General features: G+C 63.1%; 18 protein-coding genes. 6 read left to right on the top strand and 12 right to left on the bottom strand.

The features are described 5' to 3' along the window. The 12 genes from SR3_RS27965 to SR3_RS28020 all read right to left on the bottom strand — a co-directional run. Nucleotides 1–878: MBL fold metallo-hydrolase (locus SR3_RS27965; protein WP_068093933.1), on the bottom strand; the 878-nt coding region annotated here is incomplete at its 3' end. Nucleotides 879–1,093: 215 nt separating this feature from the next. Continuing rightward, a complete protein-coding gene (locus SR3_RS27970) occupies nucleotides 1,094–2,080 on the bottom strand; it encodes a malate dehydrogenase (RefSeq protein ID WP_068093934.1) in 987 nt (328 codons plus the stop codon). 112 nt (nucleotides 2,081–2,192) lie between these two features. Next, nucleotides 2,193–2,828, bottom strand: coding sequence for an HvfX family Cu-binding RiPP maturation protein (locus SR3_RS27975; protein ID WP_084456003.1), 636 nt, complete (start codon nucleotides 2,826–2,828; stop codon nucleotides 2,193–2,195). After that, a complete protein-coding gene (locus SR3_RS27980; protein WP_169805730.1) occupies nucleotides 2,825–3,496 on the bottom strand; it encodes an HvfC/BufC family peptide modification chaperone in 672 nt (223 codons plus the stop codon). The genes SR3_RS27975 and SR3_RS27980 overlap by 4 nt, the downstream gene beginning before the upstream one ends. Nucleotides 3,497–3,515: 19 nt before the next feature. Next, nucleotides 3,516–4,361: a DUF692 domain-containing protein gene (locus tag SR3_RS27985; protein WP_068093936.1), complete on the bottom strand. Its 846-nt coding sequence runs from the start codon at nucleotides 4,359–4,361 to the stop codon at nucleotides 3,516–3,518. Next, nucleotides 4,349–4,639 carry a hypothetical protein gene (locus SR3_RS27990; RefSeq protein ID WP_068093938.1) on the bottom strand — a complete coding sequence of 97 codons (291 nt, stop codon included), beginning with the start codon at nucleotides 4,637–4,639 and terminating at the stop codon, nucleotides 4,349–4,351. Before SR3_RS27990 ends, SR3_RS27985 begins: the two co-directional genes overlap by 13 nt. Nucleotides 4,640–4,677: 38 nt before the next feature. Then, nucleotides 4,678–5,619: an MBL fold metallo-hydrolase gene (locus SR3_RS27995; RefSeq protein WP_068093940.1), complete on the bottom strand. Its 942-nt coding sequence runs from the start codon at nucleotides 5,617–5,619 to the stop codon at nucleotides 4,678–4,680. 233 nt (nucleotides 5,620–5,852) lie between these two features. Continuing rightward, on the bottom strand, nucleotides 5,853–8,015 hold the full coding sequence (locus tag SR3_RS28000) for a heavy metal translocating P-type ATPase (RefSeq protein WP_307564695.1): 2,163 nt from the start codon (nucleotides 8,013–8,015) through the stop codon (nucleotides 5,853–5,855). Then, complete coding sequence (locus tag SR3_RS28005; protein ID WP_084456005.1) at nucleotides 7,994–9,013, bottom strand: c-type cytochrome; 1,020 nt, start codon at nucleotides 9,011–9,013, stop codon at nucleotides 7,994–7,996. The genes SR3_RS28000 and SR3_RS28005 overlap by 22 nt, the downstream gene beginning before the upstream one ends. Beyond that, entirely contained in the window at nucleotides 9,010–10,218 is a 1,209-nt protein-coding gene (locus SR3_RS28010) for a c-type cytochrome (RefSeq protein ID WP_068093947.1), read from the bottom strand. The genes SR3_RS28005 and SR3_RS28010 overlap by 4 nt, the downstream gene beginning before the upstream one ends. After that, nucleotides 10,215–10,835, bottom strand: coding sequence for a cbb3-type cytochrome c oxidase subunit II (locus SR3_RS28015; protein WP_068093949.1), 621 nt, complete (start codon nucleotides 10,833–10,835; stop codon nucleotides 10,215–10,217). Before SR3_RS28015 ends, SR3_RS28010 begins: the two co-directional genes overlap by 4 nt. Then, entirely contained in the window at nucleotides 10,832–12,451 is a 1,620-nt protein-coding gene (locus SR3_RS28020) for a cbb3-type cytochrome c oxidase subunit I (RefSeq protein WP_245654139.1), read from the bottom strand. Before SR3_RS28020 ends, SR3_RS28015 begins: the two co-directional genes overlap by 4 nt. Before the next feature lie 109 nt (nucleotides 12,452–12,560). Between SR3_RS28020 and SR3_RS28025 the strand changes: the two genes are divergently transcribed. The 6 genes from SR3_RS28025 (at nucleotide 12,561) to SR3_RS28050 (ending at nucleotide 17,599) form a co-directional block, all read left to right on the top strand. Next, the gene (locus SR3_RS28025) at nucleotides 12,561–13,106 is read left to right on the top strand and encodes a DsrE family protein (RefSeq protein ID WP_068093951.1); all 546 of its coding nucleotides are present in this window, start codon (nucleotides 12,561–12,563) and stop codon (nucleotides 13,104–13,106) included. A gap of 22 nt (nucleotides 13,107–13,128) precedes the next feature. After that, nucleotides 13,129–14,115 (top strand): substrate-binding domain-containing protein, encoded by a 987-nt coding sequence (locus tag SR3_RS28030; protein WP_084456006.1) that lies wholly within the window; start codon nucleotides 13,129–13,131, stop codon nucleotides 14,113–14,115. Next, the gene (locus SR3_RS28035) at nucleotides 14,112–14,858 is read left to right on the top strand and encodes a substrate-binding domain-containing protein (protein ID WP_068093953.1); all 747 of its coding nucleotides are present in this window, start codon (nucleotides 14,112–14,114) and stop codon (nucleotides 14,856–14,858) included. Before SR3_RS28030 ends, SR3_RS28035 begins: the two co-directional genes overlap by 4 nt. A 188-nt stretch (nucleotides 14,859–15,046) precedes the next feature. Next, nucleotides 15,047–15,919: a LysR family transcriptional regulator gene (locus SR3_RS28040; protein WP_068093955.1), complete on the top strand. Its 873-nt coding sequence runs from the start codon at nucleotides 15,047–15,049 to the stop codon at nucleotides 15,917–15,919. Further along, nucleotides 15,916–17,067: a TDT family transporter gene (locus tag SR3_RS28045; RefSeq protein WP_068093958.1), complete on the top strand. Its 1,152-nt coding sequence runs from the start codon at nucleotides 15,916–15,918 to the stop codon at nucleotides 17,065–17,067. Before SR3_RS28040 ends, SR3_RS28045 begins: the two co-directional genes overlap by 4 nt. Before the next feature lie 91 nt (nucleotides 17,068–17,158). After that, a complete protein-coding gene (locus SR3_RS28050) occupies nucleotides 17,159–17,599 on the top strand; it encodes a hypothetical protein (RefSeq protein ID WP_068093962.1) in 441 nt (146 codons plus the stop codon). Nucleotides 17,600–17,732: the final 133 nt, after the last annotated feature.

The raw sequence follows: 17,732 nt of genomic DNA on the forward strand, positions 1-17,732 counted from the left end.
CGCGCAGGGGGCGTGAAATAGTCGAGGGGACTGCGCAGGCCGCAGGCCTCGGGCGCTGGCAGCCGACCACCGCGTATATTTACCTGAAGCGCATGAAGCATCAGTTTGGGCAGCGGCAAGGTCGCATCCCGCTTCTCACGCAAGGCAACGAATTCGGCCTCTGTCCTATTGCCACCGACATGGATGTTGTCTTTACAATGCTTTTCGACGGTTGCCATCTCCCGTGGCACCCTGCCGTTGGGGCCATAGTCATGACCCACAAACAGCTGCGTCTCCGGGTCGAGCGCCAGGATCGAGCGAATTGAGCGATAAAGCGCCTGCGCATCGCCGCCAGGAAAATCGGCCCGTGAGGTGCCCGCATCGGGCATCATCAAGGTATCATGCACAAAGGCGCAGCCCGGCCCGATATAAGTCACCGAAGCCAGCGTATGGCCCGGCGAGAGCATCACCCGCAGACGTGAATTGCCAAGCATGATCTCGTCACCATCCGCCAACAGACGATCCCACTGCGATCCGTCCATTGGCAAATCAGGGAGGCAATAGATGCTCTTCCACAGGGCCTGCACTTCACGAACCTTCTCGCCGATGGCGGTACGGGCCCCGAGTTTCGCCGCCAGATATGGCGCTGCGGAGAAGTGATCGGCAGGAGGATGGGTATCGAGCACCCAGATGACCTTCAGGCCGGATTCAAGCACATGGTTTAGCAGAAGGTCGGCATTTTGCGTGGATGTGGCGCCCGCCATCACATCAAAGTCAAGCACGGGATCGATGATGGCGGCTTGGGCCGAGGCATCGTCGCTCAGTACATATTGGAAGCTGCCGGTCGTCTTGTCGTAAAGCGAGCTGATCGTGCAGCTCTGGGCATGAAAGGTGTGCATCCAGGCCTCCTTCGAACTTTGCCATCAGCTACAACAATTGTGTAATCGATAGGTTGCATGGTTCGTTCATGAGGCGCTGGCATGGTGTACCCCACGCCACTACCTTTTTATATGCGCCCCGATGGCCACCTGCTGGTCTGCGCCGACATGCCGCTGTTGAAGGTTCAATAGAAACCACCCCGATCGCCGGCAATGCGGCGACCGGGGCAGCAGCATCACTCGGCCAGCAGGCGCACCACGGCATCGCGTTCCTCGACCAGTTCGGAGACGCTGTGCTGGATCATGCGGTGCTGGAAATCGTCCAGCTCCAGCCCGCCCACCCGCTCGATCGCGCCAGGGGTGCAGATGGCGGGCACGCCGCAGATCAGCCCCTCGGGAATGTCGTATTCGCCGGTCGAGGAGACACCCATCGACACCCACTCTCCGTTCGAACCGAGCAGCCAGTCGCGCATATGGTCCAGCGCCGCATTGGCCGCCGAGGCTGCCGAGGATGCACCGCGCGCCTCGATAATCGCCGTGCCGCGCTGGGCCACGCGGGGGATCAGCGTGTCGGCGTACCACGCCGTGTCGCCGATCTTGGCGGGCAGCGACTCGCCCCCTGCCGTGGCATAGGTCCAGTCGGCGAACATCGTGGGCGAATGGTTGCCCCAGACCGCCAGTTTGCTGATCTCGCCCACACCGACCCCAGCCTTGGCCGCCAGTTGCCCGGCTGCACGGTTATGGTCGAGACGGATCATCGAGCCGATGTTCTCGCGATCGAAGCCCGGGGCATGCTCGGCCAGAATCCAGGCGTTTGTGTTGGCGGGATTGCCCACCACCAGCACCTTGGCGCTGCGCTTGGCCACGCGGTCCAGCGCCATGCCCTGAGTGCGGAAAATCGCCGCATTGGCCGCGAGCAGATCGCGCCGCTCCATGCCCTTGGAGCGTGGGCGTGATCCGACCAACAGCGCGGCATCGATGTCCGCAAAGGCGGTTTCAGGATCGGCAGTGACCGTTACGCCCTGCAGCAGCGGGAAGGCGCAATCCTCCAGCTCCATGATCACGCCCTGCACCGCAGGCAGCGCCGGTTCGATGTCGAGCAGATTGAGCACGACCGGCTGATCGGCACCCAGCAGGTCGCCGCGCGCGATGCGGAAGAGAAGGGCATAGCAGATCTGACCGGCTGCACCGCTGACGGCGATATGGATGGGGGCTTTGGACATGGGATGATCCTTCCGGTTTGGCGCCGGTCGGGTGAAACCGGCTTGTGATCGGCGGGCGGCCCCGGATGAACCGGGCCAACCCGTTGTTGTGTCAAGTGTCCCGCACTTGGCCTTAGGCCAGAGCGGGCCTTGCGTCATCCCCGGTTTGCTCCGGCATCAACCATGCGGCCTGCAGGGGGCGAAAGCGCGCCAGCCAATAGTCGAGGCTGACCCAGCGGCCACCACCACGGAAGAACAACACGGCCAGCAGGATCACATAGGTGACGGTGAACTCGATCCCGTTGTTCAGGATGATGGGGTCACCAAGCTGGGTGATGTAGTTGAAGCGCCCGGGGAAATTCTGGGCCAGCCATTCCATGAAGGCCTGAAAACGCAGGGTTGATTCCGCCGTCTTGCCCGCAATTGCCGCCCAGCCATGCGACCAGTGCACCGACAAGCCCGCCACGGTCATCGTCACCATCAACGGCAGCGAGATAAGGCGCGTGAACAGGCCCAGCGCCAGGCAGATGCAGCCCGCCGTTTCGGTGGCCGTCGCCAGCACAGCCATCAGCAGGGGCGCGGGCATATGCAGGCCGCCCTGCGAAGCCGGGGCACCAAACCATTCGACCAACGCGCCAAAACCGGTCAGCTTGGCATGGGCCCCTTCGTAAAATATGGGGAGAAGGTAGATACGGATCGCCAGCAATGGCAGAAAATCGAGGGTCTGGACGCGGGCGAAGAGTGTCTCGACGGTTTTGGAGATGGTCATGATTGTGCCTCCTTTGGATGGGCAAGGCAGAGAAGATCGTCGGCAAGGGCAGCGTGTACCCAGGCGGGCACGTTATCGGGCAGGTCGGGAGCGCTGGCCCAAGCAAGGGCGGCACAGGAAAGAGGTCCGGACTGGCGCAGTCTGTCGATCATCAGGCAATCGGTACGGCTGAGCACGCGCGTGACGACCCCATGCGCCGCATTGCGCCAGACTGCATGAGGCCGCGCTTCGTGGTCATCGCCCAGTGCCGGCCAGTCAGGCAGGGTGACATCAAAGGGCAGCATGATCAGGCGCAGCGTAGGGTTGAGGGTAAGGTCCAGCTCATTAACGCTCCCAGCGTCGGGCAGCACCACAGCCGCCGGATCGATCTCGGCGTCGAGCAACACCCATTCATACTCCATAACCGGCAACCGCGCAGAAGCCACACCGCCGCCCTGCGCGAACAGCACGAACTCCGACGCGATCTGGTGGAACTGCGGCAGATGGGCCGGATGGCTGGCGACGAAGAGATCGACAGCCGCGTTCAGCGACATCTCGCCAGCCTTGCGACTGAATTCGGGAAAGCTGCAGGCGATGGCCCCAAGAATGTTTTCACGCAGCAGGGCGCCATAAAGCGTGTTCGCTCCATGTCGGGCCTGAGCACAAAGCGCCGCAACCTCGGCCTGCATGGCCTCGGGCGCCATAGCGTCAGGCGGGCAGGTCATGAAACACCTGCGCTGCCATGGCCTGATGGACCTGCGCCAGTTCACCGGCCAACGCGTCGAGCGGTGGAAGGCGGTTGTCGCGTTCGAGCAGCAGTGGGCGCGCGCCGTGCAGCGCCCAGACCTGCTGACCCAGTGCCACCACGCCGTCGGCCACCGGCATGCCATGGGTGTCGAGCAACCGGCCGTCATCCAGCTCCAGATGCCCCGCGATATGGTAATAGGCGATAGCATCGGAAGGCAGCGCGGCGATGAAATCCAGCGCATCCTCGCCATGGTTATGCGCGTTCACATAGGCATTGTTTATGTCGAGCAGGATGCCGCAGCCCGAGCGCTGCGCCAGCGCGGCGATGAACGCACCCTCGGGCATTTGCCCGGGAAAGTCATGATAGGCCGAGATGTTTTCCAGCACCAGACGACGCCCGGTTGCCTGCTGCACCCGGTCGATGCGCGCCGCCAGATAGTCCAGATTGTCCTCCCGGCGCGGTACGGGCAGCAGGTCATAGAGATAGCCGGTGCCATCACGTGACAGGCTGAGGTGATCGCTGTGCAGCATGATGCCGTACTCATCGAGAAAGTGGCGCAGATCGCACAGATACTCGGTGTTGAGCGGCTGCGTGTCCCCCACCGACAGGCTCAGCCCATGGGCGACCAGCGGATAGAGCGTGGCGATCCGGTCGAGCTGGTCGCGCTTGCGTCCGCCCAGCCCCATCCAGTTTTCCGGCGCGATCTCCAGGAAGTCGAAGTCGGCGCGCCGGGGCTGGTTGCACAGGGCCTCCACCAGCTCGGCGCGCAGACCGATGCCGCGCGCGCTGGCGCCTAGCGGCCGCATACGCCCTCGGCCAGCTTCTGCTGGTTGCTCTGGGTGACTTTGTAGCCCTGACCGCTGGTGCCGCACTGACCATCGCGGGCGCGCACCAGCTGCTCATTGGTGTCGTGGCTCGGCTTGGTCTGGGCATAGATCTTTTCCGTGCCGCATTTGCCGCTGGCGCATTTGCCGCCGCCATGGGCTGCCGGGCTGGCGCTGGCCGTGGCCGGAGCGGCGGCAGCAACGGCGGCGCCCGAAACAAGCGAGGTCATGGCGATGCCGAGGATGAGTTCACGCTTCATGGGAATGTTCCTTCTGTGCAGGGTCAATTCTGTGCGGATCAATGCGAAAGGGGGATGCAGGACAGGTCGCGCCCGGCCAGCACGGGGCCGTGGAAGAAGCCACGAATGATCTGGACGTTGTGGTCCTTGTCACGCAGCGAACGGCCCATGAAATGATCGAGAACCAGCATGCGCGGGGCTGCTTGTGCCGCGATCCGTCCCACCACATCGGGCGTGGCATGCATGAAGCGCGAGACGGCATCGGCATCATTGTCGATGGCGGCGGGCATCATCAGAATGTCGGCGCCGCGCGCGAAATCGACGAACTCCTTGCGGCTGCCGTTCTGGTCGGCGGACAGCACGATGACGCCTTTGGGGGTCTCGATACGATAGGCCAGCGTGGGTACGTCGCCATGCGGAATGCCTAACGCGGAGATGGTGACACCGTCACCGCGCCACACCACCACCGGTTTGGCGGCCTTCGCATCGACATCAGCGGTTTCGACAGCCAGCTTGAGCCCGTTGCTCGCCGTGGAAAGGCCGAAGAGATAGGCATAGGCGCCCTGTCCCTTGCCGAACTCGCGCTTGAAAAAGGTGGTCATCGCAGGGAAATTGGCGTCGCCCGTCGGGCCGACCAGGCGCAGCTTGTGACTGTTTGCCAGGAAATAGCCACCCTTCAGGATGGCGGGAAGGTCGGCGCTGTGATCGGTGTGAAAATGAGAGATGCCGATAAAATCGAGATCTTCAAGCCGCGCGCCCGACTGGCCATAGCGCAGATAGGTGCCGCCGCCGGCATCGATCAGGATGCGGGCATGGCCATTGATCCAGATGATGGCTCCCGAAGAGGCACGGGCATCGTCCGAAACCGGCCCACCCGAACCGAGCAGTTGGAGCGCGACGCCATTGGCTCCACAACGCGGAACAGGCGCCTCTTGAGCATTGCCAGTGCCTGCCATGGACAGCGCGACCACAAGCGAAAGCAGGCGAAGCGTTTTGGTCATCTTGGTGATCCTCTTGGAACGTGACGTTCAGGCGACGCGCAACGTGCGAATGACCAGCAAACTGACCCGGCCCACCACGATGAGTGAGAGCGTGTCTGCGGCGGTCGGCATCGGGCGCTGGTTGGGTGAAAAAGTGTGGCCAACAGATGGCTCAACACGCCAATTCCATCCAACGGATTGCCACGATGGTTGCGATCTTGCCCGGCGATCAATCGATGGCGGATGCCTTCGCTTTATTCCTGATCGCAGTCTGCCATGGGTCTGGCGCCACGCAGGATGGGGCGGCGCACAGCAAGGAGCCGACTGGCATTGGCGATAACGATGAGGGAGCTGCTGCTCATTGCCAGCACGGCCGTGAGCGGTGTCAGCGCCCCCACGATGGCGGCAGACACGGCCAGACCGTTGTAGAGCACGGCAAACCAAAGATTTTCGTTGATCACACGGACCGTGCGACGAGAAAAAGCGAGCAATTCGGGCAATCGTCCGAGCCCGCCTTGCTCGATGACCAGACCGGCACAGGCCTGGGCGGCGGTATGCGCCCGCGCCACTGTTATGCCGCAAGCCGCCGCGGCCAGAGCGGGAGCATCGTTCACGCCGTCGCCAATCACCACCACAGGACCTGGCCTCTGGCGGACGAGCGCGGCCTTATCATGAGGCAGCATTCCGGCATGGACCGAGCCCGCCGGAATGCCGACGGCCCGAGCGACATGTTCGGCCGCCAGCGACGTGTCGCCCGTTGCGATCAGGACGTCGATCCCCGCCCCTTGCAAGGCTGATATCGCTGCCTGCGAAGCAGGATCGATCTCGTCGATCAGGCCGATAGAGCCAGCCAGCGCCCCATCGAGCGAAACATCGAGCCAGATCCGGGCATCCTTCGGCCGCATCGATGAGGCAGCAACGGCAACCAGGCGGCCGTCATCTAGCCGGGCAACAACGCCTCGATCATGGCGCTCTTGCTCATGAAACACAGCCGTTGCGCCCGCTGCGAGCGCCCGTGCAATGGGATGCTCGATACCGCTCTCGGCCTCGGCGGCAAGGCCGAGAACCTCGCTGGCGACAAACCCGTCGGCCGCCAACACCTTATCCACCGTCAGGCGGCCCAGCGTGATCGTCCCGGTCTTGTCGCTCACCACGCAAGCCGCTTTGGCCAGGGCTTCGAGCGCCGATGGATCAGCCACACGAATGCCCATTCTTCCCGCAGCGATCGCGGCAAAGAGATGGACAAGCGGGGATGCCAGGGCCAGCGAACAGGGACAGATCACCAGAAGCGCGCAGAGCGCGCGTGTGACAGCGATTGCCGCTGACCCTGTCTGATAAAGGCCCCATGCAGCGCCAAGCCCTGCCAAAATTGGAGCAAGGGCCAGCAGTGGCATGATCGAACGGTCGATGAGACGCGCAGCTTCACCTCGGGCTGCCATTTCAACGGCAACCCGACCGCCCATCCGGTCGATATCACGATCGCCCAAGGCCCGATCGATTTTGATCTCGACAGGGCTTTTCAGGTTCAGCGCGCCGGCCTCGACGCGCTGGCCCGGCTCGATCGGCACCGCCAGGGATTCGCCTGTCAGGATCGATCGGTCTATCAGCGTCCGTCCTGACAGAACGATGCCGTCCATCGGCAAGCTCGCCCCGGCCTTCACAAGAATATGATCGCCCGGGGCAAGATCGGCCAGCGGCACCTGCCGACCCGATCTCAGGTCGAATGCCGTCTGGGATGTCAGTCGTTCCATGGCCGTCAGGGCTGCCAGAGCACCGCGACGAACCCGCACCTCGACAAGCCGCCCCAGCAGGAGCAGGGCAATCAGCATGACAACGGCGTCAAAGTAAACAGCACTGCTTCCCTGCATCAGGACGACAAGCGACAACAGGACCGCCCCCAGACCCGAGGTCGCGACAAGCAGGTCGAGCCCGGGCGTTTTCATCCAGAGCGAGCGCCATGCCATGCGCAGGATATCGGCTGCAGAATAGGCCAGCACCGGCAAAGCAAACAATCCGGACGCCGCCGCCAGCCACCAGGCTACCACCGCCGGGAGATCATGATCGACATAGAGGACTGTGGAGGCGGCCATCGCCCACATCCCGAACACCACCGCAACAGCCAGTCTGGTTGAGAGGCGACGGATCTCTGCATCGAGCAGGCTCTCGACCGCCGCCGGGTCGTTGCGTTCGACCAGGCGGTATCCCATGGCCTGTACCCGCTCTTCGATCTGATCCGGGCCGCAAAGCAGCGGGTCCCAGCGCACCAGTGCCGAAGCCGTGACGAAGTGCACGCCCACCTCCAGCACACCGGGCACCTCGCGCAATCGCCGTTCGACGCCCTTTGCACATCCCGCGCAAAACAGACCATCGATCGCAAAGAGGCGACGCCGGGCGTTCAGAGGCGCGGCTTCGGTGATGTTCCCGTTCCTAGCAGATGATTGTCGATGGTCTTGCCGTAGAAGGTCTTCTCGCCTTCATGGAACGCCGCTGCATTGTCCTGCACCGAACCTTTCTGACGCGGATCTTTGGGGCGCTCCTGGCTGTCGATCCATGCCGCGGCATCCCATGCCTGCTGGTCGGTCAGGCTGTTGCCCGCGCCAAGCGGCATGTTGGCCTTGATGAAACCGGCCGCATTGTTAATCTGGGCCATGCCCGCTCCCCAATTGTAGCTGTTTGCCCCCCACAGCGGCGGGAACACCTGCCGACCGTTGAGATCGCGCCGCCCCTGGCCATCATCGCCATGGCAGGACGCGCAATGCTGGGCATAGACCGCGCGACCACGATCGCGATCATAGCCGAGGGAAGAGAGCTTCAGCTTGGGAAAGCCCGCTCCCTTGAGTTTGGCCCCCGTCGGCGCGTTGCTGGCCAGCCAGTGGAAATAGGCTTCAAGATCGGTATAGATCGGATCGCCCTTGGGCGGAGGGCCGCCGCTCGGGCTGTCCTGCCCGTTCATGGAATAGCTGAAGCAGCCGTTCAGCCGGTCCTCCATGGAGTTCATCTTCTTGTTCTTTGCCCGGTACTGCGGATAGCTGACCCAGGCTGCCCACATGGGCGCTGAATCGGCCTTGCGCCCGGCATCGAGATGGCAACTGCGGCAGGCCAGCCCATTGCCGACGAATGCCCGCGCCTCAGTGCCGGTGTTTTCGAAAATCGCCATGCCGTGGCGAATGGAAGCACCGGCGGGCCCATTGGGAATGCTGCTCATGGGCGGGGGCGTGAACGCGATCGCCCCATTGTCCTGAGCGGCAGGCGTGGGTGGTCCGGATCGCAGCAGGATGTCGTCCCGCACCAGCATAACCAGAGCAAACAGCAGCAAACCCCCTCCCAGCGCATAGATGCTGTGCGGCAGACCTCGCCCTTTCCTCTGATCACGCGGGCTTTCGGTTTCGGTCGCAGTGTGTCCAGGGTCGGTCATCGCGCATCCTTGGTGTCAGTGTCGATCGCGGGTGAAGGGGGCAAGGTTGCGAGATAATCGGCAACGGCACGGCGATCCGCGTCGCTCAGGCGTGCCGCGACAGAAGGCATGACGGCAGCGCCGGCATCGTCTTTTCCATGTCTGCCGAGCGCCGCGAGACGGCCTGCCGTATAGGCCGGCTGTTGGGCCGCGATCGCGGGGACGATGGGCGCGACGCCAAAACCCGACGGGCCATGACAGGAAAAGCATGAGGGCACATCGCGGCGATCATCTCCCTGCAGGGCGAGTGTCGCACCACGCGCCAGATCACCGTCGAGTTCAGGCCGTGCCCGGGAAGCCGAAGCCATTGTCGCATAGAGCCGGCCAAGCCCGACACGCTCTGGCCCGTCGAGTTGCCGTGCGATGGGCCCCATGATGTCGCTAGGCCTTGTGCCGGTGCTGAACGCCAGCAGGGCCTGCGCAATGTAATCCGCCGGCAGTCCGGCCAAGCGTGGGACACCGCTGCGCCCCTCCCCGGCAGCGCCATGGCAGGCGGAACAGGCCCAGCCTCCCGCCTTTCCGCCACGTGCCAAGGCCATTGCGACGCTGTCCGAGGGTGCCGGCGGCGCCGACAAAAAGGCCGGTTGTGGCCCGACCGCAGGATCGAGGCTGACCAGATCGGCGCCACCGTTCCAGGAAGCATGCCGTTCTCGGGTGGCTTGACGCTGAGCCTTCACGAAGGCTGCTTCCACCTCTCCGCCGTTCCCCCATGTGGCGCGCAGATGCGTGACCAGACGCGCGATCTGGCCATCGTCGAGCACACTGCCAAAGGCCGGCATGTGCCCATCGAAGCGGTCTCCCCCCACCGCAATCGGCCCGTTGATGCCGTGCAGCAGGATCTGAACGACAAGCTGAGGGTTCGCACCGAGGAAGCGCGAGCCCTGCAACGGTGGTACGGCACCGGCCACGCCTGCGCCATTGGCCTGATGGCATGTGGCGCAGCGCTGGGCGAACAGATCTGCTCCGGCAGCGCTGTGGCGGCGCGTCATGTCGCCAGCCTCCGCCAGCCTCTGACCGACGCCGGAACTCTGTGCAGTGCTGTCGTTCCACAGCGTGACCGCGCCCCACAGGGCCAGCGCGATCGCCATCCAATAGACCGGAAGCGGCACTGGACGCCTCGGCTCATAGGGTTCGAAGGCCTCATCGGCGAGAGGGTGCTCGCTCACGGCTTGCCTCCCACGCGGCTGTAGCCATCATCGCGGATCGCGGAAGCGGGCGCTGGATAGGTTCGGTCCAGCGAGAGGAGATAGGCCACAAGTGCCATGGCCTCGGGCCGGGCGACGACGACCTTGCCCGCCACGCGCTGTTCGCGCGGCAGCCAGACCACCGTGTCGCCGGGCGCCGCGTGATCCTTGATCTCGAAGAGGAAAGGGTAGGACGGCATGATGCTCCACGGCGCGATGGCTCTGGGTCGATACAGGTGGGTCAGATGCCATGCCGTGCTTGGCAGGCGGGCGCCGACGTTAAGCAGATCTGGACCGGTCCGCATGGTGCCCATCAGATGGGGGCTGTCATAGGCATAATCCGCCGCGACCGAAGGCCTCCCCCATCCCCTTTCGCCATCAGGCGCCTGATCGGGCGTGCGCGGTTGCTGGCTGTGGCAATAGACGCAGCCCAGCGACATATACTGTGCGCGGCCGCGAAGCTCCTCGGGCGAATAGGCCCGCAATCCGGCAGCGGGTGGCTCGCTTCCGATCTGTGCCCTGGGCACCACGACCAGCAGCATAGTGGCAAAGGCGAGGATGGCCATGGCCAGAATGACAAGTGGCAAGGCGCGGTTCATGCCGTTTCCCCCTTGCGTGCATCAGCGGCCGACCGGGCAAGAATACCAGCGACATTCACGGCCAGCAGAATGTGGCCCAACGTCATGACGGCACCCCCGATCGAACGGGCCTCCAGATAGGGTTTGAGCAGGATGACGCTCTGGGCAAAGGGGCGGCCGGCATCGAGCATCGCTTCTCCCTGCAGCAAGCCACCAATGGTCAGCGCCACAAAATAGACGGCAAATCCGGCAAGCACGCTCCAGAAATGGACGGTAATCAGGCCCGGCCAGGGCCATGCCCGCCCGGTGATCCGGGGCATCATGTAATAAATGCTGCCAAAGAGGATAAAGCTGGCAAAACCATAGGCGCCCAGATGCGCGTGAGCGATGGTGAACTGCGTGAAATGCGTCACCGTGTTGATGGAGCGCAGCGCCTCAAGCGAACCTTCGACCGAGGCCAGCGTGTACATCATCGCGCCAAGCGAGATGAAGCGAAGCGGCAAGGACGCCCTGAAGGCCCAGAGATTGCTGGCCACGACCACATGCTGATTGATGGCGACCGCCAGCACCGGCACGACCATCATAACACTCTGCACGACAGAGAGCGTCACAACCCATGTTGGCACAGGCCCGCCGATCAGGTGATGAATGCCGACCTGGCTGTAAAACAGGGCCAGCGCCCAGAAACCGATCAAGGACAGCGAATAGGAATAGACCGGCTTGCCGATGATCTTGGGGATGAAATAATAGGCAGCGCCAAGGCCAAGCGGCGTCAGCCACAGGCCAAGTACATTATGGGCAAACCACCAGTTGACCGTGGCCTGCTCGGCACCCACGAACAACCCCGGAATGTTGGCGATGATGAAAAGCGCCGGAAACCAGCACAGAGCCGCCAGAAAGTACCACCCCGAAACATAGATATGGTCGACCGAACGCCCGAAAGCCGTGCGCAGGACCGGGACCACGGCGAGCCCGCCACCCAGTGCCAGCAAGCCATCGATCTGCCAGGGGATTTCCAGCCATTCCTCCCCGTCGGTCCAGCCTGTCGCGATCGCAACGCAGCCGGCGATCAGACCAGCATTCCAGATGATCGCACCCCATGTCGCAAAGCGGGGCGAGCGCAGCGGGCTGTGAAAAATGCGTGGTGTGATCCAGGTGGCGGTGCCGATGCCCCCAAGTGACAGCCACCCGTAGATGACCATGGTGAGGTGCAAGGTCCGCATCCGCCCGAAAGTGAGCACGGCGTTTTCGTCCAGCCAATCGGGCAGATGAAGTTTGAGCGAGGCGATCAGGCCGAAGAACGAGCCGATCACCAGCCAGACAACCGCCGCACCCAGGAAAAGGCTCACCGGCCAGGCGGTTGTGCGATCGATGCTGGCGCGCTCCAGATCGCGCGAGCCACTGCCTGCGGTTGGATCGTCGAGGTGCCCCTCTTCCCCTTCAATAAAAATGATCCGAGCCTGCTTTTGCCCGAAGGAAAACTGGTCCGTCGAGACTGCCCAAATCAAGGCCGTAAGCCCGGCCAGCGACACGAGAAAACTGATGGCAAGAAAAAGTCCGATCGTCAGCACCTGAACACGTCCTCGCTCGTTCCATCCCTGAACCATGAGATAGCCCATGCGCTCGGCTTGGACCAATCACGGTTTCCAATCGAAACGTTCAACTCTGTCCGTTGGTCATCCCGAATTGCCGCGCCTAACCTCAAATCAGAACGATGCGTACAGGAGACACACGATGCGAAAGCTCATGATGACAGGAACAGCCGCCCTCGTCCTTGGTTGCGCCAGCATGGCGATGGGAGCCGATATGCCGAAGGATTTCTGGACGACCCCGGCCATCCAGGGTTATGGCAAAATCCATTACCTGCCGGATGCCGCCTACAAGCCGCGGGCCGACCAGACCTACCGCATCGTCTTTGCGCTGACCAAAGGGGCCAAACAGCCCGGCGAGGTCAGCCCAGCGCTGGACCGCGTGGCGCGCACGGTCAATCTCTATGTCGCGTCGGGCGTGCCTCTCATGCAGCTCAAATTCGTGGCTGTTGCCTATGGCGATGCCACCAGCATCGTTCTGGACGACGAGCAGTATCGCGCCAAATTCGGCATGGCCAATCCAAACCTGCCGTTGATCGAGGCCTTGCGAAAGGCTGGCGTCGATGTGTCAGTCTGCGCCCAGGCCGTCGCCGAGCATGATTACCAGTATGATTGGGTCGACAAGCGCGTGACGCTGGCGCTCTCGGGTTTGACCACCGTGACCACGCTTGAGCACGACGGCTATGTGCTGATGCCGCTGTAACCCTGTTGCAGGAGTTTAAACCATGTATTATCCCAAATGGGCCGCAGCGGCGATGGCCGCGATCAGCATCCTAAGCGGCCATTGCGCCCTCGCGCAGGATAGCAGCAAGGTGAAGGATCTCGGCGTCTATCCTCCCTGGCAGGAAGGACGCAACAATGACGCGGTGCAGCGCGGCTTCGAGTTCACCATCGCCGATGCCGACAATCTTGCCGACTTTCACGGCGATCCGGTAGATCCTCTGCTCTCGCTTTATGTCGGTGGCAATTATTTCTTCGCGATGGCGCCGCTCGTCGCGGCCTTCGAAGCGCGCTACCCCGACTATAAGGGCCGTCTCTACTGGGAGACCATCCCGCCCGGCTTGCTGGTGCGCCAGATGCAGGCCGGGGGCCGGATCACGGTCGGCAACATGACCTGGACGGTGAAGCCGGATGTCTATCTGGCCGGGAAAAGCGCCGTCCAGAAGCAGATCGACACCGGTTTGCTGGTAGGCCCTGTCGTGCCCTATGTCACCAACACGCTGGCGATCATGGTGCCCAAAGGCAATCCGGCGCATGTCAAAGGTCTTGCCAGCCTTGGCGATGCCAAGATCCGGCTTGCGATGCCCAATCCAGAATTCGAAGGCATCGCCCGGCAGATCTCGGCGGCGCTCGAGCAGGCTGGCGGCAAAGCTCTGGTGGAGCAGGTCTACAAAGCCAAGGTCGCCGATGGCACGAGCGTCCTTACGCATATCCACCATCGCCAGACCCCGCTATGGATCATGCAGGGCAAAGCGCAGGCGGGCGTGACATGGCAGTCCGAGGTGGCATTCCAGATGCAGGGCGGGCATGCGATCGAAGGCGTCGATATTCCAGCCTCGGAAAACCAGACAGCGATCTATGCAGGCGCCCTTGCCAAGGGCGCGCCCCATCCGCAGGCTGCCCAGCGCTGGCTGACCTTTATCCGGTCGCCTGATGCGCTGGCAATCTTCGGTCGCTACGGCTTCAAGCCCGTGATCGAGAGCCATCCATGAAGGGGCTCATCATCACCGCGATCGGCGCGCTCACCATGGTTGGCACCGCGTCGGCCGAAACCATCCATGTCTATGGCCCCGGCGGTCCGGCGCCGGCGATGAAGGAGGCCGCCGCAGCCTTCAGCAAAATCAACGGCATTGAGGTCATCGTGACCTCCGGCCCGACCCCGCAATGGAGCGATGCCCTGAAAACCGATGGCGATGTCATCTACAGCGGGTCCGAGGTGATGATGAGCGATTTCATCTCATCCTTCACCCCGCTCGTAAATCCGGCCACCATCACGGTGCTCTACCTGCGGCCGGCCGGGATTCTCGTGCGACCGGGCAATCCCAAGCATATTCGTGGTTTTGCAGATTTGCTCAAACCCGGCCTGCGCATCGCTGTGGTCGATGGAGCCGGCCAGCAGGGACTTTGGGAGGACATCGCCGGGCATAATGGGGACATCGCGGCCGTCCGGGCTTTTCGCAAGAACATCGCACTTTACGCCAAGAACACCGCGCTTGGCCTTGAGGGATGGAAAGCTGATCCCGAGCTTGATGCCTGGGTGACCTTTCCGATCTGGGCCAAGGCTCATCCTGGCGTCGCCGACGTCGTGGCGCTTGATCCTGCCCGCCGCCTCTATCGCGATGCCGGGGTCGCCCTGACCCTGCGCGGGCAGGAGAAGCCGGACGCACGTGGCTTCGTGCAATTCCTTGCGGGGCCACAAGGCGCGGCAATCTTCAAAAAATGGGGGTGGGAATAGCAGAGGTTTCTGGGCAGATCTGTCCAGTTGTAAGGGGCTTGGATGGCGTTTGAGTCCTTCGGATCAACGCGACCAAGGGGCAATACTGCGGCGCAGAAAAACAATCTCTTTTGTCGATTGGAATAACGCTTTTAAGTGCTTGGACGAATGATTCATGGTCCTGTATCACTCGATCCAGGAGATGAACCATGACGCTTGAACAGTTAAGGATCTTCGTGGGCGTGGCCGAGCGCGAGCATATGACGCGCGGCGCAGAAGCGCTCAACATCACCCAGTCTGCCGCTTCGGGCGCCATCGCCACGATCGAGGCGCGCTATGGCGTGCCGCTGTTCCACCGCGTTGGGCGAGGCATCGAGCTGACGCAGGCGGGGCAGGCCTTCCTTGGCGAGGCGCGCGCCGTGCTTGGCCGCGCCGCCCATGCAGAAACCATGCTGGCCGATTTTGCCGGGCTGATGCGCGGCAAACTGACCCTCGTGGCCAGCCAGACCATCGCCAGCTACTGGCTGCCCCCGCGTCTCGCCGCCTTCCATGCGCGCTACCCGCAGATCGAGATCGATGTCGCTATCGACAATACGCAAGGCGCAGCCGAGCAGGTGCTGAGCGGCGCTGCCGAACTTGGCTTCATTGAGGGCGAGATCGACGAGCCCGCCCTTGCCCATTGGGCGGTTGATCGCGATCCCATGGTGCTGGTGGCGCGCGAAGAGGTGGAGGCCATCGACGCGGACTGGCTACGCATGGCCCGCTGGGTGATGCGCGAAAATGGCTCAGGCACGCGCTCCACCATAGAGGAGGCCCTGCGCCAACAAGGCGTGGACCCGGCAGCGCTGAATGTCGCGCTCACCCTGCCATCGAACGAGGCACTGGCGACCGCTGCCGAGGCGGGCGCGGGCATCGCGGCGCTCTCGCGCCTGGTCTGCGACCGCGCCCTGCGCACCGGCGATCTGATGGAGTTACCTTTCAGCCTGCCCGACCGTTCTTTCTATGCGCTGCGCCACAAAGAGCGCTACCGCACTCCCACGGCCGATGCCCTGACCGATCTGATCAAGGAGATGCAGCCATGACCGACGACATCAAAGCCTTGACCGAAGGGTTGCGTCCACTCACCCGTCTGAGCCACCCACGCGAGATGGTCCGCCAGTTCACCCCCAACTGGTTCGCGGCCACCATGGGCACGGGCATATTGGCGCTGTCGCTGCCGCAGGTCCCTGGCGTTGGTCCTACGCTGCGCCCTGTGGGCGAGGCGTTGTGGTTCTCCGACATTGCACTCTTTGCGCTGTTTTCCCTGCTTTATGGCGCGCGCTGGGCCTTCTTCGGCCATGAAGCGCGCCGAATCTTCGGGCACAACACCGTCTCGATGTTCATCGGCACCATCCCCATGGGTCTGGCGACGATCATCAACGGCTGCCTGGCCTTTGGTATCCCTCGCTTTGGTCAAGGCATCGTCGATGTTGCACAGGCACTCTGGTGGCTGGATGTGGCCATGTCGCTGGCCTGCGGCGTGCTGATCCCCTATCTGATGTTTACCCGCCACCAGCACAGCCTTGATGGCATGACCTCCGTCTGGCTGCTGCCCGTGGTCGCAGCCGAGGTGGCAGGGGCGAGCGGTGGCCTGCTGGCGCCGCATCTGGCCGATGCCCATATGCAGTTCGTCACGGTTGCGACCTCCTATGTGCTGTGGGCCTATTCGGTGCCGGTGGCCTTCTGTATCCTGGCAATCCTGATCCTGCGCATGGCGCTGCACAAATTGCCGCATGAGAGCATGGCCGCTTCGAGCTGGCTGGCGCTGGGCCCGATCGGCACGGGAGCTTTGGGCATGCTGGTGCTGGGCGGCGATGCCCCCTCCATCCTGAGCGCGCAGGGGCTGGCCGCCATCGGCACGGTGGCGCAGGGCGTTGGCGTCGTGGCAGGACTGACGCTCTGGGGTTTCGGCCTGTGGTGGCTGCTGCTGGCCAGCCTCATCACCGTCCGCTACTGGCGCGCGGGCGTGCCGTTCAATTTGGGTTGGTGGGGCTACACCTTCCCGCTGGGCGTCTACACGGTGGCAACCTTCCGCCTTGGCACCACGCTGCATCTGGCTTTCTTCGGTGTGGCCGGGACCGTCATGACCTGCGCTCTGGCCCTCATGTGGCTGGTGGTGGGCGGCAAGACATTGGCGGGCGCGTGGAAGGGCCATCTCTTCGTCTCGCCCTGCATCGCCACCCCGCTCTGATCATTGTTCACCTACCCGGATCGAAACCATCACCAAGCACCGTTGGAAGAGATCGATCCGGGAGAGCATCCTTGGTTCAACAAGGAGAACGATGATGATGATGAAGCTTTTCCCCGTCCTGACCGCCGCACTGGCCGTCGCAGGTATTTTCTCGGCCCCTGCCATGGCGGAAGCGCCCGGCAAACTGCGCTTTTCCAATCTGGAATTCGGCATGCCCATGGACCCTCTGCTGTGGTCCTCGACACCCATGCGGGCCGAGCAACACACACCGGCGACCGATATAAAATATGCGGTATCCCAGTTGCATGCGGCGATTCCCGTCGGCCTGTCGGCCTCGGAGGCACGCGAGCGGCTTCAAGCAGCGGGCAGCCGCTGTGATATGACCGATCCATCCGCGATCAGCTGCCGCTATAAGGACGTGCAGACGCCGGACAGCGAATATGTCGATGATGTGATCTGGAAGGTCACTGTTCCGCTGGTGAACGGCCGAGTGGCAGATCTCAAAGTAGCGCGCGACTGGTACCGCCGCTAAGTGCTTTGCGCCAATGCCGTAAGGGAGGGCAACGTCAACGCAATAGGGCAGGCTCAAGGATTGTTGGGCCTGCCTTGTTTGCCGGAAGCCGGCCCATGCGCTCATACCAGACGCGCAAGGCGGCGTGCTTGCG

The organism is Novosphingobium rosa NBRC 15208 (assembly GCF_001598555.1).
Classification (GTDB): Bacteria; Pseudomonadota; Alphaproteobacteria; order Sphingomonadales; family Sphingomonadaceae; genus Novosphingobium; species Novosphingobium rosa.